Annotated in this window: 23 protein-coding genes and 1 riboswitch; of the genes, 7 read left to right on the top strand and 16 right to left on the bottom strand. The window is 38.2% G+C overall.

Annotated features, from left to right (window positions below; genetic code table 11):
* Nucleotides 1-61 precede the first annotated feature (61 nt).
* The 9 genes from LKF16_RS10870 to LKF16_RS10830 all read right to left on the bottom strand — a co-directional run bounded on the left by LKF16_RS10870 (nt 62) and on the right by LKF16_RS10830 (nt 14019).
* Nucleotides 62-925 carry an Ig-like domain-containing protein gene (locus LKF16_RS10870; RefSeq protein WP_291471539.1) on the bottom strand — a complete coding sequence of 288 codons (864 nt, stop codon included), beginning with the start codon at nt 923-925 and terminating at the stop codon, nt 62-64.
* 163 nt (nt 926-1088) lie between these two features.
* Nucleotides 1089-3425, bottom strand: a complete 2337-nt coding sequence (locus tag LKF16_RS10865; RefSeq protein WP_291471541.1) for a SpaA isopeptide-forming pilin-related protein — start codon at nt 3423-3425, stop codon at nt 1089-1091.
* 176 nt (nt 3426-3601) lie between these two features.
* The gene (locus LKF16_RS10860; RefSeq protein WP_291471543.1) at nt 3602-4939 is read right to left on the bottom strand and encodes a hypothetical protein; all 1338 of its coding nucleotides are present in this window, start codon (nt 4937-4939) and stop codon (nt 3602-3604) included.
* 62 nt (nt 4940-5001) lie between these two features.
* A complete protein-coding gene (gene thiE / locus LKF16_RS10855; protein WP_363305649.1) occupies nt 5002-5643 on the bottom strand; it encodes a thiamine phosphate synthase in 642 nt (213 codons plus the stop codon).
* On the bottom strand, nt 5633-6460 hold the full coding sequence (thiD, locus tag LKF16_RS10850; RefSeq protein WP_291471545.1) for a bifunctional hydroxymethylpyrimidine kinase/phosphomethylpyrimidine kinase: 828 nt from the start codon (nt 6458-6460) through the stop codon (nt 5633-5635). Before thiD ends, thiE begins: the two co-directional genes overlap by 11 nt.
* On the bottom strand, nt 6453-7253 hold the full coding sequence (gene thiM, locus LKF16_RS10845) for a hydroxyethylthiazole kinase (protein WP_291471547.1): 801 nt from the start codon (nt 7251-7253) through the stop codon (nt 6453-6455). Before thiM ends, thiD begins: the two co-directional genes overlap by 8 nt.
* A 68-nt stretch (nt 7254-7321) precedes the next feature.
* A riboswitch (TPP riboswitch) is annotated at nt 7322-7423 on the bottom strand.
* 134 nt (nt 7424-7557) lie between these two features.
* Nucleotides 7558-9957 carry a phosphoenolpyruvate synthase gene (gene ppsA / locus LKF16_RS10840; protein ID WP_291471548.1) on the bottom strand — a complete coding sequence of 800 codons (2400 nt, stop codon included), beginning with the start codon at nt 9955-9957 and terminating at the stop codon, nt 7558-7560.
* 260 nt (nt 9958-10217) lie between these two features.
* Entirely contained in the window at nt 10218-12104 is a 1887-nt protein-coding gene (locus LKF16_RS10835; protein WP_291471549.1) for a nuclease domain-containing protein, read from the bottom strand.
* Nucleotides 12088-14019: an McrB family protein gene (locus LKF16_RS10830; RefSeq protein ID WP_291471550.1), complete on the bottom strand. Its 1932-nt coding sequence runs from the start codon at nt 14017-14019 to the stop codon at nt 12088-12090. The genes LKF16_RS10835 and LKF16_RS10830 overlap by 17 nt, the downstream gene beginning before the upstream one ends.
* A gap of 193 nt (nt 14020-14212) precedes the next feature.
* Here LKF16_RS10830 and LKF16_RS10825 point away from each other — a divergent pair, with 193 nt between their 5' ends.
* Nucleotides 14213-14938, top strand: a complete 726-nt coding sequence (locus tag LKF16_RS10825) for a MarR family winged helix-turn-helix transcriptional regulator (RefSeq protein ID WP_291471552.1) — start codon at nt 14213-14215, stop codon at nt 14936-14938.
* A 177-nt stretch (nt 14939-15115) separates the two neighbouring features.
* Here the strand turns inward: LKF16_RS10825 and LKF16_RS10820 are convergent, their stop codons facing one another.
* The 4 genes from LKF16_RS10820 to LKF16_RS10805 all read right to left on the bottom strand — a co-directional run bounded on the left by LKF16_RS10820 (nt 15116) and on the right by LKF16_RS10805 (nt 17538).
* Nucleotides 15116-15628 carry a QueT transporter family protein gene (locus tag LKF16_RS10820; protein ID WP_291471554.1) on the bottom strand — a complete coding sequence of 171 codons (513 nt, stop codon included), beginning with the start codon at nt 15626-15628 and terminating at the stop codon, nt 15116-15118.
* Nucleotides 15629-15719: 91 nt separating this feature from the next.
* Nucleotides 15720-16454 carry a 3-oxoacyl-ACP reductase gene (locus LKF16_RS10815; protein WP_291471556.1) on the bottom strand — a complete coding sequence of 245 codons (735 nt, stop codon included), beginning with the start codon at nt 16452-16454 and terminating at the stop codon, nt 15720-15722.
* Nucleotides 16454-16678, bottom strand: a complete 225-nt coding sequence (locus LKF16_RS10810) for a DUF2829 domain-containing protein (protein ID WP_291471558.1) — start codon at nt 16676-16678, stop codon at nt 16454-16456. Before LKF16_RS10810 ends, LKF16_RS10815 begins: the two co-directional genes overlap by 1 nt.
* Before the next feature lie 38 nt (nt 16679-16716).
* A complete protein-coding gene (locus tag LKF16_RS10805; protein ID WP_434735169.1) occupies nt 16717-17538 on the bottom strand; it encodes a glycosyltransferase family 8 protein in 822 nt (273 codons plus the stop codon).
* Between the two features lie 88 nt (nt 17539-17626).
* On the opposite strand from LKF16_RS10805, the gene LKF16_RS10800 reads away from it, so the two are divergent.
* From LKF16_RS10800 to LKF16_RS10785, 4 genes are all read left to right on the top strand, one after another.
* Nucleotides 17627-18037 carry a peptide deformylase gene (locus LKF16_RS10800; RefSeq protein ID WP_291471562.1) on the top strand — a complete coding sequence of 137 codons (411 nt, stop codon included), beginning with the start codon at nt 17627-17629 and terminating at the stop codon, nt 18035-18037.
* 60 nt (nt 18038-18097) lie between these two features.
* Entirely contained in the window at nt 18098-18565 is a 468-nt protein-coding gene (locus LKF16_RS10795; RefSeq protein WP_291471564.1) for a VOC family protein, read from the top strand.
* A gap of 106 nt (nt 18566-18671) precedes the next feature.
* On the top strand, nt 18672-19943 hold the full coding sequence (locus tag LKF16_RS10790; protein ID WP_291471566.1) for an AAA family ATPase: 1272 nt from the start codon (nt 18672-18674) through the stop codon (nt 19941-19943).
* A 14-nt stretch (nt 19944-19957) separates the two neighbouring features.
* Complete coding sequence (locus tag LKF16_RS10785) at nt 19958-20572, top strand: RloB family protein (RefSeq protein ID WP_291471568.1); 615 nt, start codon at nt 19958-19960, stop codon at nt 20570-20572.
* 51 nt (nt 20573-20623) lie between these two features.
* On the opposite strand, the gene LKF16_RS10780 is transcribed toward LKF16_RS10785, so the two are convergent.
* Nucleotides 20624-21262: a hypothetical protein gene (locus tag LKF16_RS10780; protein ID WP_291471570.1), complete on the bottom strand. Its 639-nt coding sequence runs from the start codon at nt 21260-21262 to the stop codon at nt 20624-20626.
* A gap of 161 nt (nt 21263-21423) precedes the next feature.
* Here LKF16_RS10780 and LKF16_RS10775 point away from each other — a divergent pair, with 161 nt between their 5' ends.
* Nucleotides 21424-22416 carry a cation diffusion facilitator family transporter gene (locus LKF16_RS10775; protein WP_291471572.1) on the top strand — a complete coding sequence of 331 codons (993 nt, stop codon included), beginning with the start codon at nt 21424-21426 and terminating at the stop codon, nt 22414-22416.
* Nucleotides 22417-22579: 163 nt separating this feature from the next.
* Here the strand turns inward: LKF16_RS10775 and LKF16_RS10770 are convergent, their stop codons facing one another.
* Entirely contained in the window at nt 22580-24079 is a 1500-nt protein-coding gene (locus tag LKF16_RS10770; protein ID WP_291471574.1) for a hypothetical protein, read from the bottom strand.
* A 345-nt stretch (nt 24080-24424) separates the two neighbouring features.
* Nucleotides 24425-24853, bottom strand: a complete 429-nt coding sequence (locus LKF16_RS10765) for a MarR family winged helix-turn-helix transcriptional regulator (RefSeq protein ID WP_291471576.1) — start codon at nt 24851-24853, stop codon at nt 24425-24427.
* A gap of 89 nt (nt 24854-24942) precedes the next feature.
* Between LKF16_RS10765 and alsS the strand changes: the two genes are divergently transcribed.
* Complete coding sequence (alsS, locus tag LKF16_RS10760; RefSeq protein WP_434735182.1) at nt 24943-26616, top strand: acetolactate synthase AlsS; 1674 nt, start codon at nt 24943-24945, stop codon at nt 26614-26616.

The raw sequence follows: 26616 nt of genomic DNA, 5'->3' as shown, positions 1-26616 counted from the left end.
TACTCATTGAATAAAATTATAATTTACATAATTTGAACAAAACCCTTTTGCTGTTACATAATTAATCGATTTTCTTACGACGCCAAATTAAATACGAAATACCTGTGACCAAGATCAATAATCCCATACCAATAAAAGTCAGATTGTCATCAGATTTGTTTCCAGCTTGAGGCAACTTATTTGTCAGAGCTGGAAAAACAGTCGCATGTGTTGGATTGACCGCGGAACTTGAGAGCCCACTGTTATTAGCAACGGATGGAGTCTCGGGACCATCCCCAACTAAAATTGGATCGCCAACAAAGATCCTGGCTGGCGTAGTGCTTTTTTCAACCACGGGGTCGTTATCGGCTGCGTTAGTGTTCTGAGTTGAATCCACATCGTTGTTTGTACTTGTATCCGGTGCTGGGCTGGTAGTTTTATCTGATTCATTATCAGCTAGATCAGTCGTATTTGGTTCTTCATTGGTTGTATTTGAATTTGGAACGACTGAAAACGAAATTATTCCCTGAATATCATTATCTGCACTACTGATAGGTTGAGAGAACAAAATGGTTCCAGTTGTACTATCTTTAGGAATCGTCAAAGTTCCTAAATAATTGCCACTAGCATCTTTGACAGAAATTATTAAATTCGTATCGGTAGATACATTTTTCGGCAATTGTAAAGTTGCTGTATCTCCGTTTGAAATAACTTGCCCATTTGAAATCGTCCAATTATAAGTTGCTTTGTATGTTTGATCAGGATTCAGTTGATCAGAATTAGTAATATCGTTACCGTTTGAATCGGTCAAAACTGCATCTTCAGTAGTAATTCCACTCATGTTGACTTCTGCAGCTTGAGTCGGTTTAAATGATGTTAAAAAAGTTACGATTGCTAAAACGATCCCAATGATCAAAAGGAAAGTTGGTTTGTTCAACTTTTTCACCACAATCGCCTCCTGAGAATTTTCTTCTCTCTTTTTTGAACAATTTCATTATAAAATCCTTGTTATCGGCAAAAAAATCATTAATACAAGAAAATTTTTACATAATTTAACAAAAAAATATCCCTCGGAGAAATTCTCTAAGGGATATTTTTGAAACTATATTTTAATTTTTACGTCTTCTTAACGAAATTGTTCTCAAAATTGCGAATAATCCTAAGACGATTCCGGCAATAATTGCACCGATGCTTACAACGTTACCAGTTTGTGGAAATACTCCCAGACCGGTACCCTTGTTAATTCCGGTACCACTAGCTTGTCCAGTTGAACTAGCTGAGCCAGTTGATGGTTTGCCTGCAGGAATTGTAGCTCCAGGATTTACAGCACTGGACCCACCTGCATTGTTGTTATTGCTTTGATTTGATTCACCGGGTGTTGGAACAGAAGGAATCTCAGGTTCAGGTGCAGCAGGATTTGTTGTACCAGGCTCTGTTGTACCGGGTTCAGTAGTACCAGGTTCTGTTACGCCAGGTTCTGTTGTGCCAGGTTCTGTGGTTCCGGGCTCTGTAACACCAGGTTCTGTTGTACCAGGTTCTGTTGGTGGTTCTGGTTCTTCAACAGTTGGTGGAACACCTGGATCTCCGTATTGAGAATCACGAACATAAATCGTTGTTGTTTCATTAGAGTCGATCGTAAATTGAATTGGATCAGAATCTAATTGGTAACCCTCTGGGGCTGTTGTTTCAACTAACTTATAGGTGCCAGGTTGAAGATCAACGATTGATAAGATACCTAATTCATTAGTTGTTAGTCCAGATTGCAGCAAGTTATCTTTCAAATCATACAGATCAAATACGGCATTTGCTAAAGGTTGATTTGTTAAGGCATCAATCTTCATGATTTGAGCTGTACCAGTGCCAGGTTCAACCACTGGTGGCTCAGTTGTTGGAGGTGTAACAACTGGTGGAACGGGTAAACCAGTTTTAACATCTTTAGCATTTACTGTAGTTGTTTCACCTGTAGTGATCGTAAATTCAATTGGTTCTGAATTGATCTCATATCCAGTTGGAGCTGAGATCTCATCTAGATAATAAGTACCTGGTTCTAGTCCAGGCAATGAAAGCATGCCGTCTGAATTGGTTACTAATTGCGTTGAAATGACATTTTTATTAGCATCAAGCAAATTGTACATTGCGCCTGCTAATGTCATGCCAGTTTCAGCATCAGTCTTGACTAAGTCAACTGTACCTGTGTTTGGAAGAACTGGATCAGGGGTATTAGTTGCACTGATCTTAGCTGTCTGTCCAGCAACGACCGTAAATGGATACTCGATATTGTTGCTAGTCTGGAATCCGTCTGGTACACCAGTTTCAACTAAGACATAATCTCCAGGTGCAAGACCATTGATCTGAATTTGACCATTTTCATCAGTATTCAAATTTTGTTGAACAACGTTACCTTGTGAGTCCAAAAGTTCAAAGACTGCTCCAGGAATAGGTTGTCCATTGGCGGTATTAGTCTTGGTCAAAATAACGCTACCGTTTTGGTCACCAGTACCAGTACCATTGCCACCCCAAGTGATGTCGTGACTAGCTTCACTACTTACTTGATCAGATTGTAGCAAAACATCGTTATGCCAAGTGTTGATGGTATTGGGATCAACGTTTGAAACGTCAACTTGATACGTCAAGTTGACAATACTTGTGACTTCAGGAAACTTCATAATAATTTGATTGCCGTTAACAGTTACGCTTGAAGGTGAAATCGTACCAGTAGCGACGAATGAACCGTTCAAATAATAACCAGTTTCAGCATAAACTGATCCAGGAACGAAGGTCTGATTTGGACCCAAAGTATCAGTTAATGTGACATTAGTCATTGTTTTACCAGTTGAGTTAAAAGCAACATTCCAAGTCAATCTAGTAGGAGTTTCCTCGCCAGATGCAGTTTCACCTGATAAAGTGGTTACACCTGTCGTAGCAGGACTCGTATTAGAACCCATGTATTGATTGCTTACCCAACCATATTTATTAAGGATAAAGTCATTGGGATTTTCAGTATTGTGATAAGTACCATTTGCTGAAAAGCCTAAGGTACCATGACGGTTAGAAATGTCAGTTGGTATTGTCTTGAAAGTTAAAGTACCTGTTTGAGATCCTTTAGCAATTGCAAAAGTACCAATTACATTGCCTTCGCTATCAAGGACATCAAATGACAAATCAGCTATTGGAGCAACGTTACTAGGTAAAGTAAACGTTGCGGTATCCCCAGCGTTTATTTGTACGCCGTCAGGAATACTCCAGTTATACCCAACATGCACTGTTTCCCAATCTTCAATTTGAGTTGAACTATTGAAATTACCTTGGTTGATCAATGCATTCGCAGCATCAGAACCAGTTACTGGAATCACAGCAGCTTGAGCTGTATTGGCAAAACTAAATCCAATTACTGCCAAAATAAAGGCTAGAGCTGAAAGAAGAATCAATTTCAATCTATTTCTCATGAACAATCACCTCCTCAATGATTGCGTAAATGTAAATATAGTCCTCGATTGATTCAACTATATTGTAGACGCGCAAAAGTAAAGAACGTTATCAATTAGTTCATGGAATATTTAATTTTTTTAACAAATGAATGTATACAAAAAGCTACCCAAAATTATTGGGTAGCTTAGAAAATTTATGATAATTGATTTTTTGGATAGAATTTCCAAATACAGTAGTAAGTAATACTTGAGATGACGAATATCTCTAGTGTGATCCCGGTATGCAATCCCGTAAGCATTGAATATGTCGCACCCTTTACGGTACTGTTGAAAAATGACAGAACGTTCAAGTTATTGAAGTAACTGAGAATATAAATAGCCGTCATGTAGATCAATTGTTGCGAGATGTTACCCACACTGGACAACTGATACTTGATCAAAAATGCTCTTTCTCCATCTAAATTAGGATGGCTATACAATGAGTTGTTTAAGATCACATTGTCGGCTCCGACAAAGATTGCACAGAATAACAGTCCAATAAAGTAAATTGGTGCAAAGTTGAACAATGACAAAAGAAGTCCAATCAGCAACAGCGGAAATCTCAACTCAACATGTTTTTTCAAGATCATTGGTCCTAATTCAAATCCCAATAAATAGATGACAAACACGATGACCATGGAATTGAAACCAAACCGTAGCGTGCTATCAAACGAAGAATATAGCAATAAAAAGTTCATGACGATCCCACGATTGATGGCACCAAGGCTTAATGGAAAAATTCGTTTATGCAGTCCTAGTTGGTAATAGATCAACATTCCAAAGACAATCGCTGCAAATATGCACATGATCAAGTCGACATAATGCGAGGTGGTCGTTAGTCGTGAATATCTGATTGAAAACATTAAGATAACTAAGATCGTTAAGTAAACCAAATTGAGGATCACTCGACTTGGCGAAACGAATTTCGCTTTGTAATCGTCGTTATGATAAAAGTCGATCTCTTGTTTCATGAAGACTCCACCGACCCAAGACAATAAGAACATGACCGCTAAAAAGGCAAACGCTAGCGCCATATCGTTGGTCTTCGTTGCCCACCAACTCACTAGCAATAAAATAAGTAGCGTTACGCCGGATGAAGCCAATTGCTTCTTATCCATGGAAAACTCATTATCAAGTTTTCCACGAGACCTCATCGTTAAAAAATAAGGCCAAGTCCAAGATGATGACAATCCTAAAAGAATTCCTCCAAGAACGCCGAAGAATGCTTGTCCAGAAAACATCAGTGCAATTGAACCGATTACCCCAAACAAGTTGGAAACATTGAGCATCGTTGAAGCTGACTTTTTAATCTGAGACGTCAACAACATTCCGATACATCTAAAGGTATAAAGCATCAAAAATGGCAGTGCAAAGACTGGCTCAGTTTTGTGTTGATTGTATAGCATTAATGCAAAGAAATATGGTATCGCTACGCCAGCGTTGGCCACTAAATTCAAGGCACCGCCGCCCAGCATTTCTAACGTTTTTCGCATATTGAACTCCTTACCCGTACTACTACAATTTAACCACGAAAAAAGCAGATGCACTAGGTATGCTAAGCAAATGCATTCAAAACATTCTTGATAGTTCGGTCGACATCGTTTGACTTCGTGACCAAAGAAATAAAAGCAGCACCGACTGCCCCATTGGGCTTCAGGTCGTAGACATTTTCATCGTCGATTCCACCAATGGCAACGAACGGCACCCGACTTACTTGAGACATTTCTTTCATCAGAGGTAACCCCATTGGAGCCACTGCATCATTTTTAGAAGAAGTTGGAAAAATTGGACCAGCACCGATATAGTCAATTCGATCAATCTTATTAGCTTGATGAACTTGTTCGACGGTTTGACAAGAGAGCCCAATGATCATTCCTGGAGCTGCTTCTTGAACAACTTTGGTGATCCGTTCGTCTTTTTGACCCACGTGAACACCGTCAGCGTTGAGTGCGTTGGCCATCTGAACATCATCATCAACGATAAATGGCACGTGGGTAGCTTTACAGATCTCCTGCAAACTTCTACCAAGGTCTAATCTTTGAGCATCAGTCAATTTTGAGTTTCCTTTATCTCGGTATTGAAACGCCGTGATGCCACTTTCAATACACTGTTCTAATAGCTTTTCAAAATCCTGACCTATTAAGTCCTGACTTCCACAGACAAAATAAGCCTTCAACATATCTGGATCAAACTTCATCTTTATCGTGCTCCTTATTATAAGCCCAATGATTTAATGGACCATGACCATGTCCCACTTGAATAGTATTTTTGATAGCTGCCTCGACAAAATCTTTACCAAATAAAATGGCATCCTTCATCGAATCGCCTAGTGCCAAGCGTGACACAATGGCTGAAGAAATTGTATCGCCAGTTCCGTGAGTTCTAACTGTGTGCACTCGTTTGGAATTCATCCAAAAACTGTCGCCATTTTCAAGCAAGACGATATCTCTAACCATTTCAGAATCGCCATGACCTCCTTTGATCAAGACGTTCTTGGCACCAAGCTTCTGAATTTTCTTGGCAGCAACTAGCATACCGCTTTGGCTTTCGATCTTTGAACCAATCAAAGCCTCAGCTTCAGGCATATTGGGCGTTACGAGCGTTGCTAATTTGATCAATTTAGTTTTGATCAGATCGATTCCCTCATCAGAAATCAGCTGGGCTCCACCTTTAGCAATCATAACTGGATCAAGCACAAATGGGCCAAAATCATATTTGTTCAAGTTGTTATACACTAATTCCACGTGCTCTGCATCTGCGAGCATCCCTGTCTTGCAAGCTTTGATCTCAAAGTCGTCATGGATCGAGTCAAACTGCTCGTTGATCATCTTTGGAGATAATGCTTGAAAATCTTGCACGCCAATTGTGTTTTGAGCGGTAACTGCAACTACGACAGCCGTTGAAAAAACACCACATTCTTGCATCGTTTTCATATCTGCCATGATTCCGGCACCACCACCACTGTCAGTTCCAGCAATCGTTAGCGTCTGAGGAAAACTATTTATATCATTCATCGTATTTACCCCATTTCTTCACATCTTCAACTGTAATGTTATAAAGTTGGTCGAGCAAACGTCCGCCAAATTCTGATGGTCCAATGTTAGGACTTTCCTTCATTACTAATTCACCAGAAAGACTAAATACCAGACTAGCCATCTTGGCAGCTTCAAAGTAATCATTATCAGAGACACCAGCAAATACCGCAATTATGCTGGATAGCATGTCACCAGTTCCCACTCGAGTCGTAAACATCTTGTGGCCGTTGTAGACATGGGCAATTGAGGTATCTGTAGCAATCGTGTCAGTCACACCAGTTACGACTGTAACGCAAGAGAACTTTTTGGCACAGTCTTTAGCGATCTCATCAACTGATTGGCTTTGTCCATCATCGATCGAATCAATTCCCTTAGCAGACCACGATGCACCCACTAAACTAGCAACTTCTCCAGCATTTCCACGAATGATCGTGGGTTTACCAGCTTGAAATAGTTCTTCAACAAAGTTCAAACGTTCAGGTACGGCTCCAATTCCCACGGGATCAAGGACAACTGGTTTGTTAAAATCATTGGCTAACTTGAGCAACGACTTGCTGAGTTCGTTTTGACGTTGGTCTAACGTCCCAATATTGATACAGATCCCGTTGGCAAATTGTGCCAAAGTCTTCAATTCTTGGTCATAGTTAGTCATTAATGGAGATGCACCAATGGCGCTGATTGCATTTGCAACGTCGCCTTGAGTTACTGAGTTTGCGATATTTAACACCATTGGATTATCAGTTCTTACCTTTTGTAATAAATCGATTTGCATGTTTTTCCTCCAGATTATAGAAAAAGCCACGGTTCTAATCGTAGGATTTAGAATCGTGGCTTACGTTTGCCCAGATTATCGCACTTTCCTACGCAAGCATTAACTTACAGGTTCAAAGGGATCAGGTATAGCCTATCTCAGTTTCTTTGGAAACACCCCTAGTGCTTATTTGGTTTAATTTAAGTCTAGCATATGGTCAAAAATATTTGTAGCGATATACATATCAACCAACCCGAGCTGTAAAAAATCAAAGAGAGCCAACTTTGACTAGTCAGTTCTCTCGATTTTTTACATTAATATTTGACTACCATTCATAGTCAGTTGGATCTTGCAAACCCCTGCCAGTTGCCTTGTCCAACATGATACGTTGTTCAAAGTGTGCGACATTGCGTTTTGTTTCCTTAACCATATCTGGGTTAACTGAAACGTAGTCGATACCGCTTCTGATCAAGAAGTCTGTAAATTCTGGATATTCTGAAGGAGCTTGACCACAAATTGAGACTGTCTTGCCATCTTTGTGAGCTGCCTTGATCAAGTGACGGATTGCACGTTTAACTGCTAAGTTACGTTCGTCAAACAATGGTGAAACTGTATCATTGTTACGATCGCATCCAAGGATCAACATTGCAAGGTCATTTGAACCAATTGAGTAGCCATCAACATATTGGTTAAATTGATCAGCCAGGATGATGTTTGATGGAATTTCAGCCATCATGTAGATCTTGAAGTCAGGACCACGAACTAAGCCTTGATCTTTAATAATTGTTGTAACTTTTCTAGCTTCTTCAACAGTTCTGACGAATGGAATCATAATGTTCAAATTCTTCAAACCGTATTCTTCACGAACTTTTTTAACAGCTTCCAATTCAAGCTTGAAGGCATTGATATATTTTGGATCGTAGTAACGTGAAGCGCCACGCCAACCTAATAAGTCAGCTGGTTCTTCTGGTTCATACTTGTCTCCACCTTTTAGATTACGATATTCGCTTGACTTGAAGTCTGAAAGACGTAATACCATTGGACGAGGGGCCATTGCACGAGCAACCTTAGAAATACCTGCCGATAGCATGTCGACAACTTTTTCAGGATGGCCTTGGTCAATGAGATATAGTGGGTGTTCATGGATAAATGTTGTCCACAAGAATTCCTCACGCATTAGACCAATACCGTCTGCTGGCAATGTCGAGTACTTCTCTGCCAAGTCAGGGTCACCTAAGTTCATCATGACACGTGTGGCTGTTGGAGCAAATGTTTCAGCAGCCACAACTTGGCCGCCTGCTTGTTCTGGAGCAGCTTTTTTAAGCATTGAAGAAACTTTACCTTCGTAAACTACACCATTTTTAGCATCAACTGTAACTACATCGCCAGTCTTGAATACGTCTGTAGCTGTGGCACCACGACTTTCAGTACCAACGATACATGGAATCTGCATTTCACGAGAAACGATAGCTGCGTGACAAGTCATACCACCATTATTAGTGATGATAGCTGCAGCTTTCTTCATTGCAGGTACCCAATCAGGAGATGTCATGACGGTTACCAGAACTTCGCCTTGTTTGAATTGATCGATATCCTTAGGATCATCGATTACGTGAACTGTACCGCTTGATAGTCCAGGACTTGCTGGCAATCCACGTACCATAACTTTAGCATCTGATTCTGATACCACGTTCTCATCCCCATCATCGTCGTTATTCTTATCCTTGTTACGTTGTGACCAAACAGTTTCTGGCCGTGCTTGAACGATCCACAAGCGGTTTGTATTGGAATCCAAAGCGAATTCCATGTCCATGTAGCAGCCGTAATGTTTTTCGATCTTCTTTACATAGCCAGCCAATTCGATTACTTGTTCATCAGTAATTGATTGTTTGTCTTGCAAATCTTCTGGAACTTTTTCTTCTTTAGTTCCACCGCCTGGAAGACGTGTTAATTCAACTGTTTGTTTAACAACATTTTTTTCAACGATCTTCATTGATTCCTTATCGACTACAAAGTGGTTAGGTGTAACTTTACCTAAAACGATATATTCACCTAATCCACGAATTGAATCGACAACAAGTTTTGTATCGTCACCATTTGCAACGTTAACAGAGAACATAACACCTGATGATTTTGAAAAGACCATCATTTGAATAGCTGCTGATAAAGCAACTTTTTCATATGGGAATTGTTGTTTATGACGATAGTAAGTTGCACGGTCAGTAAATAATGATGAATAGCATTGTTGAACACGATCTACAACGTCATCTGCTCCCTTGATGTTTAAATATGATTCCTGTTGTCCGGCAAATGATGCATCGGGTAGATCTTCAGCTGTAGCGGATGATCTGATGGCTACGAAAGGATCTGCTTGTCCAACTTTTTCAGACAATGAAGCATATGCATCCTTGATATCCTTTGCCAAATCATCTGGCATTTTAGCACCCACGATCAAATCACGGATCTGTTTACAAGTGTCGCGGAGTTGATCAGAATTTTCATAGTCTTGAAGACCATCTAACAACTCGTTAACTTTTTTGTTCAATCCTGTTGCTTCCATAAAATATCTATAGGCAGCAGCGGTTGTTGCATAACCATAGGGTACTGGTACATCCATTGAAGAAGTCATTTCTCCTAGTGAGGATGATTTACCACCCACTAAGTTAACATCTGATCGATGTAGTTCGTCGAACCATAAAACATTTGCTGTATTGCGGTCACTCATGATATTTCCCCCTTGTGATTTTAGATAAAATCTTGTCCGGATAAAACGTCGTTCGTTGTGAAAGCGATTACATTCACAATTTAATTGTAGACCATTGAGGGGAAAAAATTAAGGGGTAAAAAATTATTCCATATAGAAATTTTAATTTCGGTTGGTATATGTCATTTTTATGATATATTTTTAGGTTGGTTTGATTTTTTGGGATATTGGTATAGTAAAAAAGCCATGATTCTTAAAAACAGAATCATAGCTAATATTTTCTAAATTTTTTTCAGAGATTTAACACGTTCGTCAATTGCAGTATTGATACATTCGATGATATTGTGACCCTCAACACGATCCTCACTGCTAATTGGATCAACCTCGTTAGTTCGCTTAAATGGCTTTATGAATACATCTTTTTCTTTTTCCACCCAATCCATCTTACCTTTTAACCTCCCCCATACTTTCTTGGGAATATCAGGTAATAACGCATATACGCAAATAACGGTCTTTTCCTTTGAATCAAATTTTTTATTTCTTATAAAATCTTTATATGAAATCAATTGTCCCAAATTTGAAGAACCTTTTTCATATTTTGAAGAGCCATTTTCTTCCGTCGACTCGTTTACTTTTTTACCAAGTACTACTTGATAAATTGATCGATACTTTGTATCTAAAATAATTGATCCAACGTAATTATCCTTGACTTTGATATCAATTCTGATGTCAGGATAATTGTGTTTGCTACTGGCGGTAAAATTTGGCACTGAATTATTTTCTATTCTCTGATTATAAGTAATTTTAAGCAAATAGTGTTTTTCAGGATTTTCAATCGTGATGTTGGCACCGTCTGTGAAACGTTGAATGGAATCATATCTATTCCCTAAATCCCAATCTTCAACAATGTTATAACCGTCACTTAAGAAAAGATCCACCAAAGTCAAACATGACCAAATTTCATAGATTTCATGTGTTGGTTTCCAATTGATCCTATTGGTCTCAGTTAATGAAAGTTGGTATTTTTTGACTCTAACATTCTCATACTGATTGAAAATATTACGATACACCGGATTTAGAATAATCGTTTTTGGAATAGAATTTGGAAATTTACTTTTAACATCTTTAAAGACTTTATTTCTGATAGTTTGATTCGCAACGGCACGAATATGAGTTAGCTGTTTAACCTTTTGCGTTAGCTCTTCTTTCTCATTTTGAAATAAATAACCGTTGTTTTGATTTGAATTATTTTTCATCAAATCCAATTCATTTTTTAAAATATTTTGATAATAATCTATCCGCTTGTTCACAAATCTAGCAAGATATTCAATTGAAAATTTAATGTACTGGTTTGCTTTAATATCATAATCTAAAGCATTATATCTAGAAAAGGATTCTTTAGCAGTCCTTTCAGGATACCTGGTCATCATTTTCAATGACTTGGCATCAGTGCGAATACTTTTTTTGTTGTCTTTCCATTTATAATCTTTTCTTATTTGAAACCTAAGAATTTCAGGCAATTTTTGCAAATTTGCTGTCAACTGTTTGGAATTTTGAATCAAATCATCAGCTGCAGCCTCATCTTGAGGATCCTGCTTTCGGCGTTGATCGGTAACAGCAAATTTCATATTATAATTTTTAACTGAGCTACGAGACAATTGACTTATTTTTTCATCAATGTCATGTTCCATATTTATCCAAGATGAATCCGAAATCAGATTCTTTAAAGTTATTTCAATGGAACAATAATACCGTCTTCCATTAGAAATTACACTTAAGCCATACATACCGGGGCTCAAAGTATAGTAAGGATCGTTACGTCCTCTATTAAAAATTTTTACAGAGCATTTATACCGTCCAGAAGATCCAATCTTATTCGGAGAATAACGGTAACCTTTACCATCGGTTGGAAAATCTCGATGATCGACATCAGCATCTCTGACCGTCTCATTAAAATCATCAATATATAATTCATCATTAGGATTATCTGTTTCCAACACTACTGAAAAATTTGTCGACTCAGGAATCCGACATGCATATTGATAAACAGGATCCATGCAACTTCGGTCTGAGGTAAAAATAAAATCTTTATCTATTCCCTCATTGTCCACTTCTGCATGCATTCTAAAACTAATTTGAGTTGGATCAACCTTAAATGGTGAATTCATTATTGTTCAAATCCTTTGCTTTAGTATTGATAGCATCCATGGATTGATTATATTTAGGAAACATTACCTTTCCTTCTGAATTCAATGTTGCATCTTTTACAGATACTTTATTGTTTTCATCTGGTTTGGCTTTTCCGTACTGCAAAATATTTCTTAACGTACCCAAATTATCTTTATATTCAGGTTGGATTTTTTCTTTCTGAACATACTTATCAACATCTTCACCTATTAAATTACGTAATAAATCAATTGAACCGGTAATCTTTGGAAGGATTCTTTGTTTTATTTGAAAATCCATTCCATCTTCACGAGTAATTCCATCGTCCAAGTTCTTTGGAAGATTATCTAAATAGTTTTCAATTTGTTTAACTACTCTCCAACCAATTCCGGTATTTTGATCAGCTGAATTAATTGCTTCATGAATATTCCAAAGGAAAGTCAGTTCATCCGTATCAGGTTCGTGGTAGAAAAGAGAGTCATTCATTAAATAAAAGTCTGACAAACTATAAGTTCCTTGATTGTCTTGTTGATTTACTAATTCTGCACCAAGCCTAATGTTTTCATCATCATCAATATCTCTATTTTCTTGATTTTTTTGATTTTCATATGGTTCATAAAATGGAATAATATTCATTCTGATTACATTAGAACGGTCTAATACTTTATCTGAAAACTTGTAAGTGGACTCATCAGTGTTAATTGTTCCGACAAACATAATATTGTTGCCAATATGTACCTTTGAAGGGTATCCGTTTTTAGATACGTTCAAATGATTTTCGTCGCTGAATAAGGTAATTTCTCGATCTTTACCGTCCATTTCCAGTACTGATAGAAATTGTGCAAAATAGTGTTCAACTTTAGCCAAATTCATTTCGTCTAATTCAACAATATAAAGCTTATTTTTATTTTTGGTCTTAGAACCATCAATCAAAATATCTGCTAATCCACTATCACCTGGTTGAAAATTTCCAGTTTGATAATTCATAAAACCTAACAAATCGGAATCATCCGTCCATGATGACTGGACTGGAATACAAATAGTCCGATTTTCAATACCCAATGTCTTTGCATAGGTACGGACCATTTGTGTTTTTCCCGTACCACTTAGTCCTGCTAAAACGACCATTCCATCACTTTTCATTGCAGTGTGAAAGTTAATCAGGTCGTCATCGCTATAATAAAGTCCCTGTTTTGAAGCTTCTCTCTTAAAATCGTCAATCAATAGTCCTTCAGTTTCATCTATTGATTCATCAAAATATTTTTTGCTAATGAATCCAACAGCTGTTTTTTGAACTTCGTCAGATTGTACAACCGAATAACTATGTTTGTTGAAGAATTCGGGATTAAATTTTAGTTTTTCAATTTTTTTAATTGAATATTTCGTAAATCCATCGTTATTTGTTTCTTGTTTATTAATTCCATCAAAATAAAATATTGAATCGTTGGTTTTAAAAACAATTATTTTAGCTAAAGGATACTCATCTTTCCAAAAATATGAATATAATCCACCATCTTCTTTAAGCATTGAAATATATTTTTGGACTGTTGGATAATCTTCACTTTGAAAAAAAATTGGAAATGTTAAATATTCATCATCATTAGTAAAATCATCAGCGGTATCAAACAATTTCGAACCAGTTTTTTCATTTGCATAAAGATCTCGTCCCTTTGATAAAGAACAAGCAATCACTTTTCCCTCACCAATACGTTGCCACAATTCATGTTGCGTTTCCTTTTCTAAGGGTTCAAATCCAGTTTGTAAAGTTATCGTTGTATGATCAGAATCAAAGCCATATTTTGGATCATTGGATAATATTTTTACTTTTGCTGTGGGCTTGCCACCTGACAAATCTATCGATTCCTCATTTTCAATTTTGCACAATACTTTTAACGAGCTTTTATCATATTCAGTCATAACTTCCCCCATATATAAATATATTTATAATTAAAATTATACACTCTAATCCCTATCTGACGCGATAAATTCGTTCAAAATAAAAATTTTCATTTAATCTGTTGACAAACCGTTCGGTACCGAAGTATACTCATTCATGAAATATATTTCGGTACCGAATGTTTTTATATTCGCAGAAAGAAGGTTTTTATATATGAGTGAATTTACAGATAACTTAATGAAACAACTACACTTTGTTAGCAAGGCTAGCAATCAATACATGCACCAAAATAACCAACGTTTGACGGGACAACAACGTGTCCTATCGATCTTGAATCTGGAAGATAACTTGTCACAGAGTTATCTCCAAGAGGTTCTTGATCTTCGTCCTAGTTCTTTAGCAGAATTGTTGAAGAAGTTAGAGGATAAGGGCGAGATTACTCGTTCGGAAGATCCAACTGATAAGCGTATCAAACGTATCAAGTTGACTGATGCTGGACGTGTTGCGGCTGAACAAAACTCAGCTTCAAAGGTTCAAGACGCCACGGAAAGATTTTTCTCTGGCCTATCAGACGATGAACAACAACAACTTAAAGACAACTTGGATAAAGTTGCTGAAGGCTGGGACGACGACTTCAAGCAACAAGCGGACAGTTTCGTTGACCCAATGGACAGATTCGCCAGCATGCAAAAAGTCCGTGATGACCTATTGAAAAAATACGGCGACGACTTTGAGAGTATGTCTGAAGAAGATGCTCGGGCTTTCCGTAAGGAAATGCGTTCAAAAATGCGTGACATGGGTATGATGATGCATGGCAAAGGTCATGGTCCAAGAGGCTTTGGCCCAATGGGACACGGTCGTGGTGGCCGTGGCATGCACGGTTGCGATGATCCAAGAATGGGACGTCGCGAGGACTTTAGAGCCGATTGGAGATGGTAATTAAATGATTAGACAAACAATTAGATTGATCAGTTTCATCGTAATTAAAGTTGTTGACTTAGTTGAAAATATTATCGACTACTTTAGAGACGAAAAAGTTGCAACTGACTAACTTTTTACACACATACACATTTCAAAGCAAAAACGGAGACACTCAAAATTGAGTATCTCCGTTTTTTACAATTTCATATTAGCAAAATCTAAGCGTTTGTTAGCTGAATACATGATCATTCCACCGATTGCCATCGACAATGCTTCGCCGATTCCGATGGTTAAGTAACTGATCCAAAATGGTGTCTTGAAGGCAATGTATAGCTCGCCCGCAACGGTAAACATTGATAGTGCAAAAATCACGCCCATGATGACAAACTTGATCCGCATATCCTTGGTAAATTTGGCTAACCAAAGGATAAAGAACAAGACTATCAAGGTCGAAACTGTCCCGATAGGCACATCTAGCGTCCAAGTTGGCGACATGAAATTAGATAAAAAGACACCAAGCGTAACGCCCCAAATGTATCGTTTTTTAAAGAGTACTAGATAATTAAACATTTCTGACAAGCGGACCTGGATTGGGCCGTAAGCGATTGGCTGAATTATCATCGTCACTGCGACATACATGGCAGCGATGATTGCGGTACTAACGATAGTTTGGACTGTTGAACTTGATGTCCTGGTTAAATTCTTCATAAAAAAGGCTCCTTTATAGCTCTTTGGCTACTAATAACTAAGATCAAAGGAAATAAGTATCTTAGTGATGTTTACGCATCTGTTATTTATTTTACTTGGCAGTCCAGCCGCCGTCAATCGGAATTACGCTTCCGTGGATATAATCAGACCTCGAGCTAGCTAAAAACGAAGTCAGTTCGGCGACTTCTTCTGGCTTGGCCCAACGTTTAGCTGGCGTTTGATCAGCGACCCATTTAGCCATCTTGCCGTCTCCGGCAAAGTCCGCAGCGTTCATTGGTGTATCGATTGCACCAGGTGCAATACAGTTGGCACGGATACCTTGGTCGGCATAGTCGATGTCGAGTTGTTGCGTCAGACCGATCACTGCATGCTTGGCGGCAGTATAGGCAACTCCTCCGCCACCAGCGACCATACCAGCAATCGAGGCCATATTAACGAACACGCCATGTTTTTGTTCAAGCATCATAGGCAGAACCGTTTTGACCATCAAAAATTGACTCGTTAAGTCAGTCTGGATAATGTCGTTCCACTGCTCCACTGACGTATCGATAACGTTAGCGTAGCCATCGAGTTTCCCAGCAGTATTGCAGACTATATCGATTTTTTTAAAAGACTTGGTCAATAAGCGACGGAGTTTTTCAAACACTAAGCCATTCGACACGTCGCCCACGATCGTGACGAAATTTTCATTCACAATTGGCGTCTCGTCCTTATCAATGCCAATGACCACAGCCCCATTTTTTAAAAAAAGCTGTGTTTGCGCTAATCCGATTCCGGAAGCTGACCCTGTAACGACAACTACTTGGCCTGAAAAATCTTCAGCCATTAGTCTTGGACCAATTCCCAATCAGTTGCCAAAATGTCGCAATCAGTTGGTGACCAGGCACTGTATTCTTCGTCTTCGGTCTTGATCAAGAAGTAAGGGTTCAATGTATCGCCATCAAATTTGCCTTCTTGAATTAGGATAATGAACAATTCAGTTCCTTCCCAACCAGTTCTTACTGCTTTTTTACCAGATTTGATCTTGGGTAAGATTTTTTCAAAAGTCATAAGTTTCCTCCAAATGTAATATCAGTAGTGTAGCATTTCTAATTCATCAATAGTGACACCTTGTGTGCATAATGTTTATACAATCCTGAATAACGTGTCGTGTAATCCTTGCGCCATGGCTTGTCGCGACCACAGAAATGCAGGATAACTGTGTTGTCGATCACCCAGTCGAGGTCCCATTGACCATTGCCGATTGCGTAATAAATTGCACTCATCCGAGCATCGTAATTGTAGATCTCGTCAGGAATCTTGACGATCTGATCGCCGTACAAGGCATTTAAAACGTCTTGATCAGGCAAAAACAGTGAAAGTTTATTGGCGCTAATGTAGTTGAAAATGTCTGTAGCTTTGACCTTTTGGCGAATAGCATCGATGTTCATCAGCAATACGCCGGAGTTAAAATAACTTTCAGCTTCATAGTTTCCTAGTCGCAATTTGTTGAACTGCTCAGTCATATTTGCGGTCAAATCAGAATGACTCGCAGCCGCATATAACTTGTCCCCTAAATCTTTTTCATACAGATGTTTCAAGCTATTCAATACTAAAATATCAACATCCAAGTACAAAATCTGATGGACATCCTTTGGCAAATATTCATGTGCCAACAAGCGATAATAAATCGTTTCTGGATAACGGTCAGTGATCGGAGCATCTTTAAAAATTTTAGGATCAACAATAATCGGATGATAGTTCACGCCGACTTTTTTACAAAAAGATTCGATCTGATCTGTGGCAGCCAACTTCTCCTTTTGGATAACGTAAGCATCAAAAGTTTCGTTGGGCGTATTCGAAACGATTGAGTATAAGCAAGTCATCAACTGTGTGCTGACGTTGTCATCTATGGCAAATAATAAGTTCATATGCATCCCTCACAATACATAATTGATACTTAATTATATCATGGCTAATTTCGGTAAATTTTGTATAATTAAGCGACAGGAGAAAATTATGATTAAACCTATTAATACAGACAGAATGTCGCTTTCGATTCCTTCAGATCCTGCTACCAAAGCTGATTTGAATGTCGTGACTGACTTGTTAGATACACTGGCTTCCCATAAAAAAGATTGCGTCGGTATGGCCGCTAATATGATTGGCGTTAACAAGACCATCATTGCTATCAATATGGGCATGGTCAACGTTGCCATGATCAATCCTAAAATTGTTAAAAAGTCACAGCCATATACCGTCAGCGAAGGTTGTCTTTCGCTTGAGGGCGAACGTGAAACGACACGCTATAAAGATATTGAAGTCGAATTTCTCGACCAAAAATTCAATCCACATACGCAAAGTTTCAATGGCTTTGTAGCAGAGATAATTCAACATGAGATCGACCATTTTGATGGCACATTAATTTAATGATTTTTTGTAAGCGGTTAATGGTACACTTAGTCCATCAAAATATCGGAGGATGTTGGAATGAGAACTCAAGTTTATCCGTACTTTGCTTTTCAAAATGCCAAAGAGGCCATTGAATACTATCAAAGAATCTTTGGAGCAACTGACGTTTACCGCCTAAGTCCAAAAAAGGAACAGGCAGAAATGTTTCATTTGCCAGCAGATGCAGATCTTGACGGCATGACAATGCACGGTGGATTCACGATCTTAGGTATGAAATTCGAGTGTGCCGATGCATTCAACGGCGATTCAACGCCAGTTAAGGGACTTCAGTTGATGCTCGACATTGACAGCGAGGACCCAGAAAGCCATCAAGCAGCCGATGACCTCTACAAAAATTTGGAAAAATCCGGCGAAGTCGGCATCACAATGCCATTTGAAGAACAATTCTGGGGTGGTAAAATGGGTGCCTTTACCGATAAATACGGCGTCCAATGGATGTTACATGAATCACCTTGGTCACAGTCGCAAGATCATAAAGATGAATAACTAAAGTTGCCAAATTCGGCAGCTTTTTTATTTTGGACAAATCACATAATTATGTGATTTGACCTTATAATATGTTAAAATCCAATTACTAAGGAGGATTGAACTTATGCTAATCGATTTTTCATTGAAAAACTTCAAATCTTTTAAAGATGAAACTGTTTTATCTGCAGAAACTGGCGAAAGACTCAGTCGCTTCAAAGAAACTAATACCTTAAAAGAAAACAATTATTCCTTATTGAAAAACTTACTGATATTCGGTCCCAACGGCTCAGGTAAATCTAATCTAATCGATGCATTGATGATGATGAAAAACATGGTTTTAGACAATCGGACCAGCGTAACTGAATCATTTGATTACTTACCATTCCAATTGGATACCTCAACTAAAAATCAGGATATTTATTTTGACATCAAATTCAATTACAAGCTGATTACATTTGAGTATGCTTTCGCATTTTCAGAAGATGCCATCACCTATGAAACTCTTAAAACAATTAAGAACCGAAGAGAAACGATTCATTTCGAACGTAAAAATCAAATTTTTAATGTAAAAAATAGCGACTTAAGTGATATCGCCAGCAAAACTAAGCCAAATACATTATTTTTATATAACGCTCAGCAAGCAAATGATCAGCCGGCCATTGATGTGATGCAGTGGTTTAAAAATGATCTAGTATTTGTCAATTCGAGAAAAATACCTTCCCAATTGATTAATTTAACCAAGGACGTACAGATTAAAAATGAATTGCTACAATTTCTCAAGGTTGCTGACTTCAATATAACTGATATCAAAGTTAGAAACGTTCCAGATCCGCTTCTATCAGAACGTGCACGAGAAATTTTAAAGAAAACTGCCCCAGATGATTACGAATCGCTTACCACGAGTCAGGAAATCTATACGAGTCATACTTTGTACAATCCCATCGGCGATGTAGTTGGAGAAGAGGAATTCCCACTTTCCCAAGAGTCACGTGGCACTCAAAAAATTTTTCTAATTGCCCTTTCAATTATCAATGCACAAATTAACGGAAATGGAAAAACATTATTATTCGACGAATTTGATGATTCTTTACACTTTGAATTATCTAACGCACTCATCGAATTGTTCAATTCAGCCGAAAATAGAAATCAATTTATTTTGACAACTCACGAACTGCAACTGTTAGATGCACCATTACGTGTCGATCAAATATATCTGATTGAGAAAGATTTTCAAGGAGTAAGTTCTGTCAAATCGATCTTCGATTTTAATGATTCTAGAAAAAATGCACGAAGAGATATTAGTTTTATGCGTAATTATATGCAAGGACGCTTTGGAGCAATTCCACAAGTGGATACCGACAAAATGAGAACGTCAATCGGTATGAAAACTAACTAATATGGAGTTTTGTAATGGGCAGAAAATCGAGGCATTTACGTTTAAAAAAAAGAACGGCTATTTACTGTGAAGGCGAAACTGAGTTGAGATATTTCGAAATGTTAAAAGAAAAGTATCGAGGCTTCAATGTCAATTCAATCTTGATCAAGAATGAGAATTCATCGCACATGAAATTGCTTCAACGTGCAATTGCTTCAAACAAAAGCTTAGAATCTATAGGCAAAAAGAATACGAGGTTCGTCATTGAAAGTACCTATGTCGTTTTTGATGGTGACAATATTGAATACGCTGAACTTTTGAGATGCCGAAAATTTGCCAAAAGAAATGGTATCAAAATAATTTTTTCAAATATCAATTTTGAGATTTGGATCTTAATGCACTTTGAACCAGTTTCCAAGTCCTATACAAAACAAGAATTATATACAAAATTGTCCAAGAAAAAATATTTCAACACGGATTATGAACGTTTTAAGGGAAATGATCTTAGCCCATATTTAGCAAATAAAGTTAATGTTGCAATGGCAAATGCTGATCGACTCTCCATTAATCAGAATAGGGAGTCTCTACCTAATCCCTTCACCAATGTAAATGAATTTCTTCCCGAGATATTTACCACTGACAAATTTTAAAAAGCCATTTGGAATTCAAACTCCAAATGGCTTTTATATTGTAAAATTATTTTACTTAACGTATTTCTCTCTATCCTGCACTCTGCCTAAACAATAAATTGCAATCATGCTAGTTGCCACGCCGACAAATGCTGTGATGGCTAAAATCCACCAGCTCAATTTGTCCACTCCAAGTGCGAAGAACGAACGGTTCCATGGGCCCCAAACTGGTATCCAGGCTCCTAATAAATGTAGTTTCAAGAAACCGATTGCAATCAACGGACCACTGACAGCTGACCAGATGATCCCGCTGAATTTGTCCTTTCCGACTAAATACATTGAGATCAAGTTTGGCAAGTAAACGATGATGTTAACTAGCAACAATAGAACTGTGAAATGGTATCCCCAGCTCATCGCCTGTCTCATGTGGTCAACGTCGTGAATCGAAATTACTAGCAGCATAATTAAATTAGTTGTTAATAACGTGTAAACATAATTTTTTGAAAAAAAGTTTTTACTGATGTCATTTTGAAAATGGACTCGTGACGTAGCTCGCAGTCCAATTATCAAAAATGCCGCCCCAATCAAAATATGCACTACTACCCCAAAATAACTTTGATTCAGTGCCATCATTACGGCAGCAACTATTTCAGTCACTACCAACAAGAAGATAAAAATCCAACTGATCAAGGCCATTTTTGAATTCTTCATATTGTCATCCCCAATCGTGGAAAATTCATTAATATTCTTATATTTCAATTCAATAATATCATTATTTTTGACTAATATTGCATCCAACTAAGACTTTATTTTCTTTAATTTCTGAGTGAAAAATCTATAATTGAGTCAAAGTGAACTATTGGAGAATTAATATGAATCGTTTAACGAAATATTTATTACGGGAAACGCATCATCAAACAATTGAACGTCAAAAAGAGATCGATAAGTTGCAGTCTGCAATCAAGTATCTGTGGATCAACGTCTCGATCTATATCTTAATTACCATTATCGAATACTGGCTTTCTATTATCGGAAATTCTCAAGCCTTGAAAGCTGATGCTTTGAACAATTTATCTGGCGTCATTTCAACAGGTGTCTTGATTTTTGGATTGTGGGAAGCTACCAATGTTAATGACGATGACATCATCGGCAAACAATTACCGACCAAAAGCGTCCGCAGCAAGGATACCTTACAACTATCGCGATTCAGACTAGAAACAGTTTTTACATTGGTAACTAGCTTCATTATTTTATTGATCTCTCTACAGATCATCATCACCGGAATCATTGGTTTGTTCCACCTCGAAGACAAATCCAGTCCTAATCTAATGTCAGCCTTAGGTGCCGGAATCGCGACGGTAATGATGTTTGGCGAATTTTACATCAATCGCCACTATGGTAAAAAAATCGGCAACGCTTCATTAATGGCCGCTTCAAAAGACAGCTTGGGCGATGTCGTAACTAGTTTAGGCACCACGATAACTGTTTTAATATCGTTTTTCTTAAATTTAGCCTGGCTTGATGGAGCTGTCAGTGTCTTGATCGGCGGATTCATCTTATGGCAAGGATTACAAATTTTTCAAGAGTCGACGTTGAACCTGGCCGACTATGTCGACCCAAAGTTGGAATCACAATTAAAAGCCGAGGTCGAGCAGTTTAAAAAAGTCCATAAAGTAGTGGACTTGAGAAGTCGCTACAACGGCAACCTACTAATCGTAGACATCTTTATCATGGTCGACCCAAAGGCAACAGCCATGGAAATCTATCACACGAATGAAAAAATCGAACGAAAGCTACACAAGGATTTCGACGTCTTTGATGTAACAGTGACGATAATACCTGATCCTGACGACCTGAAAAAATAAGGAGCACTCGTAAAAGGTAGAATTACTTATTATAGATTATGGAACGTACGTCGCCTTTGGCGCGTGCGCTACCGTTTAAAATGTTGGCTACGCCAACGAACAACCAAGGTTGCTGATCCAGATGACCTAAAGAAATAAGGAGCACCTGCGCAAGCAGAGCTCCTTATTTTTGTTTGATATTGCTATTAGTCAATGTTTTTGCTAATTCGAGTAAAAATTTCAATGAATAAAATTTTTCAACGGTGAAATTAAATCCGTTTGTGGACCACCAATCTGATCCCTCTGACAACAAATTTTTTTCCTTTGCTAATTTATATAACGACAATTGGTCAGAGTACATGATCGTTCCAAGTTTGTAGTTAACTAGTATTCCGTGTTCAGTGATGGAGTATGATTTGGCACCTGCCAATTCTTCAGGGATTATCGAAATATCATCCTCGACATAATCAATCATTGCTTCCAATTCGTGTGCTGGTAACTTTTGAGCAGAATCGTTCTCTGCAGGAATCATCTTTCCCATCCAAGCTGGATCATCAACGACATTTTCAAAAAAGGCATCCGCCTTAGGATCTGATAACAGTTCAGCAGCTTCAATGCTACGTTTTTCTGCAGGACGCCCCGTCCCCTTACTCTTTTTAGTCTTTTTGATTTCATTCTGAACTAGATTCATAAAACCCTTTTTTTCAAATAGTTTTTCACGGTTTTTAGCTAGCAGGTCATAATTGTGCAAAGTACTCAAGATTGTTTCCAAAAACATTTCCGGAGTATATTCGCTCAGTAATTCTTGAACTACCTGTTGAACTGTTTCTTTTGATGGAGTCGCATACGATAAAAACTCGGTGGAATATAAAAAATAATTAGTCAGCGACTCGATTGCTATCTTCCGATACAAACTTTCAACTTCAAAATCATCCAAGTCTTGATTTAACATCATGTACTCGACGGTATCTAGCGTTTGCCGATAGTCATAATTGAGTACTTTAATATTTAACTCCCAATTGATTTCTTCCCAATTCCCGCGATAACTCATACTTTTAAAATCAATCTTATCAAAATCCTCAGGATCATTATCGCGTGAAGGATAAATCAATTTTTGTTCTTTCAAAGATTCAGTGATTAAAAAGCCGGTGTCAGTATTTTTATGGGTAACTCCTACTTTTCTGTAGCCAAATGGATTATTATCCATTTTAATAAAAGCAGATAAATCAACTTTAGATTCTAATGAAAGTTTTTGATAATCCTTTTTCTGCTTGGAAATTTTCGTCCCCATTTTTGCCAAATCATCGCGAAATTCACTACGTTTCTCCTGGCATCCAAAACAATCGCACAAATAATTAGTTTGATAATAAACTGTATGGCCACATTGCCGACAGATTTTATTATTAAGCCAATTCTGTGTCCGAGTCTTAGAAGGAATTTGTTCAAGCAGTCGTGAATTGTCATACGGACAACGTTCTTCAATTTTAATATAAGGAAGTTCGCGACTGAGATCACCAGGACGCATTGAAAGATGATGACGACTCAAGATATCAACAACTTTATTGTCGCTATTGTAATAATCGTCCAATAACTGAACAAGATCATCCTGAGAAAGTTGTTTCAAATGATTGTCCTGCAAAAAAATATAATCACGGTCAAGTGAATGCGAATCAAAAGTATCCATAGAAAAGCTCCTTTAACAAGGTGATTTTATGCGTTCAGTAAATTCTAACATGGATGAATTAAAAGTATTCCAATATTTGAGACTATACAACAAGTGAACAGACTAAACTCATAGTCTTTGCCAATAAAATTCACATACCCTTTTTAACTAGGGGAAAAGAGATTTTGACTAACTCTATTTAGACTTCGGGGTGGTGTAGCGTTCGGCCTAAGCCGTGAAATAAATTATGGAACGTACGCCGCCTTTGGCGCGTGCGCTACCGTCTAAAATGTTGGCTACGCCAACGAACAATCAATGATGCCAGCGCCGAAATAGCGGAACCACCCCGAAGTCGGCATTCCACCTCTACCCCTCAAGTGGCTCCACAATTGTATCCACAACTGTCTCAATCGTCTTCAACAATGGACTGTCAGAATTGAGACCAGTCTCAGAAAACTTTTGCTGCCACCACTTCGTCCGAATCGACTGCACCTCATCCACAACTTTTTGGCCAAGCTCCGTCAATAAAAGCACCTTAGTCTTACCCACCCCATTATGCTTACTGAGATAGCCAAGTTTTTCCATCTTATTGATCTCACGAGTAGCCAATCCTTTATCAACAACTAAAAGACGAGCAACATGATTTTGCGTAATTTCAGGATAGTCACCAATCGACAGCAAAATACAGGCAGCGGTAGGATTTAATTTTAAAGCATCGAACTGTTCACGAGTATCCTTATAATACTGTCGGTGCAGGATCGAAATGTCTTGAGCGAGGTAGCCGATATTTTTCATATTCTTCTCCAGTTGTTACGTGTTGACAAATCAACACATACGATTTATCTTTAAACAATAACATCTTAAACACAGATAAACAAGGAGACATTATGGCAAAGAAAACTGGTGCAGACGCATTATTCGAATCAATGATCAACCAAGGAATCAAATACGTATTTGGTTTACCTGGTGCAAAGGTCGATAAATTATTTGATTTGATGCAATACAGCAACAATCCTAAGGCACCCAAATTAATCATCACAAGACATGAACAAAACGCTGCATTTATTGCATCAGGTATCGGTCGTTTGACTGGTAAACCTGGCGTTGTCGCAACAACATCAGGACCTGGCGTTTCAAACCTGGCAACTGGTCTGATCACAGCAACTTCTGAAGGTGACCCTGTGGTTGCTTTAGGTGGACAAGTTCCTAGAAATGACGTTGCTAGATTAACTCATCAAAGTATCCCTAGTAAGGAACTTTTGAGTACTGCCACAAAGGACAGCGTTGAAGTCCAAGACTCAAACAACATCTCAGAAACTTTTGCGAATGCTTATCAAACTGCCATGGCTCCTAAATCTGGAGCAACTTTCGTCTCGCTTCCAAAAGACGTCTTAGACGACGAAGTAACTACTGAAACAATCAAGCCCCTAACACCAATCAAGCAAGGCGGTGCTGACCAAGAAACAATCGACAAGATCATCGCTAAGTTGAAAAAAGCTAAATTGCCAGTAATTCTAGCTGGTATGCGTTCATCTGATCAGGCTGTGACTGAATCGATCCAAAACTTTTTAAACCAGTTCTCGATTCCAGTTGTGGAAACCTTCCAGGGTGCTGGTGTTATCAACCGCGACCTCGAACGTAACTACTACGGTCGTGTTGGTTTATTCAGAAATCAAATCGGTGATGCAATCCTTAAAGAAAGCGACTTAGTAATCGCAATTGGCTATGACCCTGTTGAATACGAAGCTCGTCTTTGGAATGTCGACAGAACTGGAGAAATCATCAACCTTGATAGTATTGCTCCAGAAATTTCAAATGAATATCAACCAGAGCTAGTCGTTCAAGCCGATATTGCCAAAACTTTAAATCAGTTAAGCAAAGATTTACCTGACATTTCTTTAAACGACGATATGAAACAACACTTGCACCAAATGCAAGATAACTTCCTTTCAAAAGACGCCGTTCCAGAAAGAAAATCTGCTAAGGGCGTTCACCCACTTGAGATCATCCACACTTTGCAAAACCAAGTTAACGACGACACAACGGTTACCGTTGACGTTGGTTCGCACTACATCTGGATGGCACGTCACTTCAGAAGCTACAAGCCAAGACACTTACTATTCAGTAATGGTATGCAAACACTTGGTGTAGCCTTGCCTTGGGCAATCGCTGCCGCTCTTGAACGACCTGACCAACCAGTAGTCTCAGTCGCTGGTGATGGTGGTTTCTTATTCTCAGGTCAAGAACTTGAAACTGCCGTTCGTTTGAACCTAAACATCGTCCAATTAGTTTGGAACGACGGTTACTACGACATGGTTAAATTCCAAGAAGAAGCTAAATACGGTCGTAACTCTGGTGTTGATATCGGTTCAGTTGACTTTGCCAAATATGCCGAAAGTTTCGGTGCTACAGGTATTCACATCAATAAAGCTGACGAACTAGAAGGTGCCTTGAAGATGGCCTTTGCTAAACAAGGCCCAACCGTGATCGACATTCCTGTTGATTACAGTGATAATATTAAATTACTATCAACATTATTAGACGACTACGTGAACTAA

Source organism: Companilactobacillus sp., assembly GCF_022484265.1.
Lineage (GTDB): Bacteria > Bacillota > Bacilli > Lactobacillales > Lactobacillaceae > Companilactobacillus.
The sequence above is the reverse complement of the archived record's forward strand: the minus strand, read 5'-3'. Positions and strand labels throughout refer to the sequence as shown.

What these genes read in the sequence shown, in the direction of transcription:
- LKF16_RS10830 (WP_291471550.1), bottom strand. Translation starts at nt 14,019, where the DNA reads ATGACTGAATATGATAAAAGCTCGTTAAAAGTATTGTGCAAAATTGAA.
- LKF16_RS10810 (WP_291471558.1), bottom strand. Translation starts at nt 16,678, where the DNA reads ATGACTTTTGAAAAAATCTTACCCAAGATCAAATCTGGTAAAAAAGCA.
- thiM (WP_291471547.1), bottom strand. Translation starts at nt 7,253, where the DNA reads ATGCAAATCGATTTATTACAAAAGGTAAGAACTGATAATCCAATGGTG.
- LKF16_RS10800 (WP_291471562.1), top strand. Translation starts at nt 17,627, where the DNA reads ATGATTAAACCTATTAATACAGACAGAATGTCGCTTTCGATTCCTTCA.
- LKF16_RS10795 (WP_291471564.1), top strand. Translation starts at nt 18,098, where the DNA reads ATGAGAACTCAAGTTTATCCGTACTTTGCTTTTCAAAATGCCAAAGAG.
- LKF16_RS10865 (WP_291471541.1), bottom strand. Translation starts at nt 3,425, where the DNA reads ATGAGAAATAGATTGAAATTGATTCTTCTTTCAGCTCTAGCCTTTATT.
- LKF16_RS10785 (WP_291471568.1), top strand. Translation starts at nt 19,958, where the DNA reads ATGGGCAGAAAATCGAGGCATTTACGTTTAAAAAAAAGAACGGCTATT.
- LKF16_RS10790 (WP_291471566.1), top strand. Translation starts at nt 18,672, where the DNA reads ATGCTAATCGATTTTTCATTGAAAAACTTCAAATCTTTTAAAGATGAA.
- LKF16_RS10815 (WP_291471556.1), bottom strand. Translation starts at nt 16,454, where the DNA reads ATGGCTGAAGATTTTTCAGGCCAAGTAGTTGTCGTTACAGGGTCAGCT.
- LKF16_RS10805 (WP_434735169.1), bottom strand. Translation starts at nt 17,538, where the DNA reads ATGAACTTATTATTTGCCATAGATGACAACGTCAGCACACAGTTGATG.
- LKF16_RS10770 (WP_291471574.1), bottom strand. Translation starts at nt 24,079, where the DNA reads ATGGATACTTTTGATTCGCATTCACTTGACCGTGATTATATTTTTTTG.
- LKF16_RS10780 (WP_291471570.1), bottom strand. Translation starts at nt 21,262, where the DNA reads ATGAAGAATTCAAAAATGGCCTTGATCAGTTGGATTTTTATCTTCTTG.
- ppsA (WP_291471548.1), bottom strand. Translation starts at nt 9,957, where the DNA reads ATGAGTGACCGCAATACAGCAAATGTTTTATGGTTCGACGAACTACAT.
- thiD (WP_291471545.1), bottom strand. Translation starts at nt 6,460, where the DNA reads ATGAATGATATAAATAGTTTTCCTCAGACGCTAACGATTGCTGGAACT.
- LKF16_RS10765 (WP_291471576.1), bottom strand. Translation starts at nt 24,853, where the DNA reads ATGAAAAATATCGGCTACCTCGCTCAAGACATTTCGATCCTGCACCGA.
- LKF16_RS10825 (WP_291471552.1), top strand. Translation starts at nt 14,213, where the DNA reads ATGAGTGAATTTACAGATAACTTAATGAAACAACTACACTTTGTTAGC.
- thiE (WP_363305649.1), bottom strand. Translation starts at nt 5,643, where the DNA reads ATGAAGTTTGATCCAGATATGTTGAAGGCTTATTTTGTCTGTGGAAGT.
- LKF16_RS10860 (WP_291471543.1), bottom strand. Translation starts at nt 4,939, where the DNA reads ATGCGAAAAACGTTAGAAATGCTGGGCGGCGGTGCCTTGAATTTAGTG.
- LKF16_RS10835 (WP_291471549.1), bottom strand. Translation starts at nt 12,104, where the DNA reads ATGAATTCACCATTTAAGGTTGATCCAACTCAAATTAGTTTTAGAATG.
- LKF16_RS10820 (WP_291471554.1), bottom strand. Translation starts at nt 15,628, where the DNA reads ATGAAGAATTTAACCAGGACATCAAGTTCAACAGTCCAAACTATCGTT.
- LKF16_RS10775 (WP_291471572.1), top strand. Translation starts at nt 21,424, where the DNA reads ATGAATCGTTTAACGAAATATTTATTACGGGAAACGCATCATCAAACA.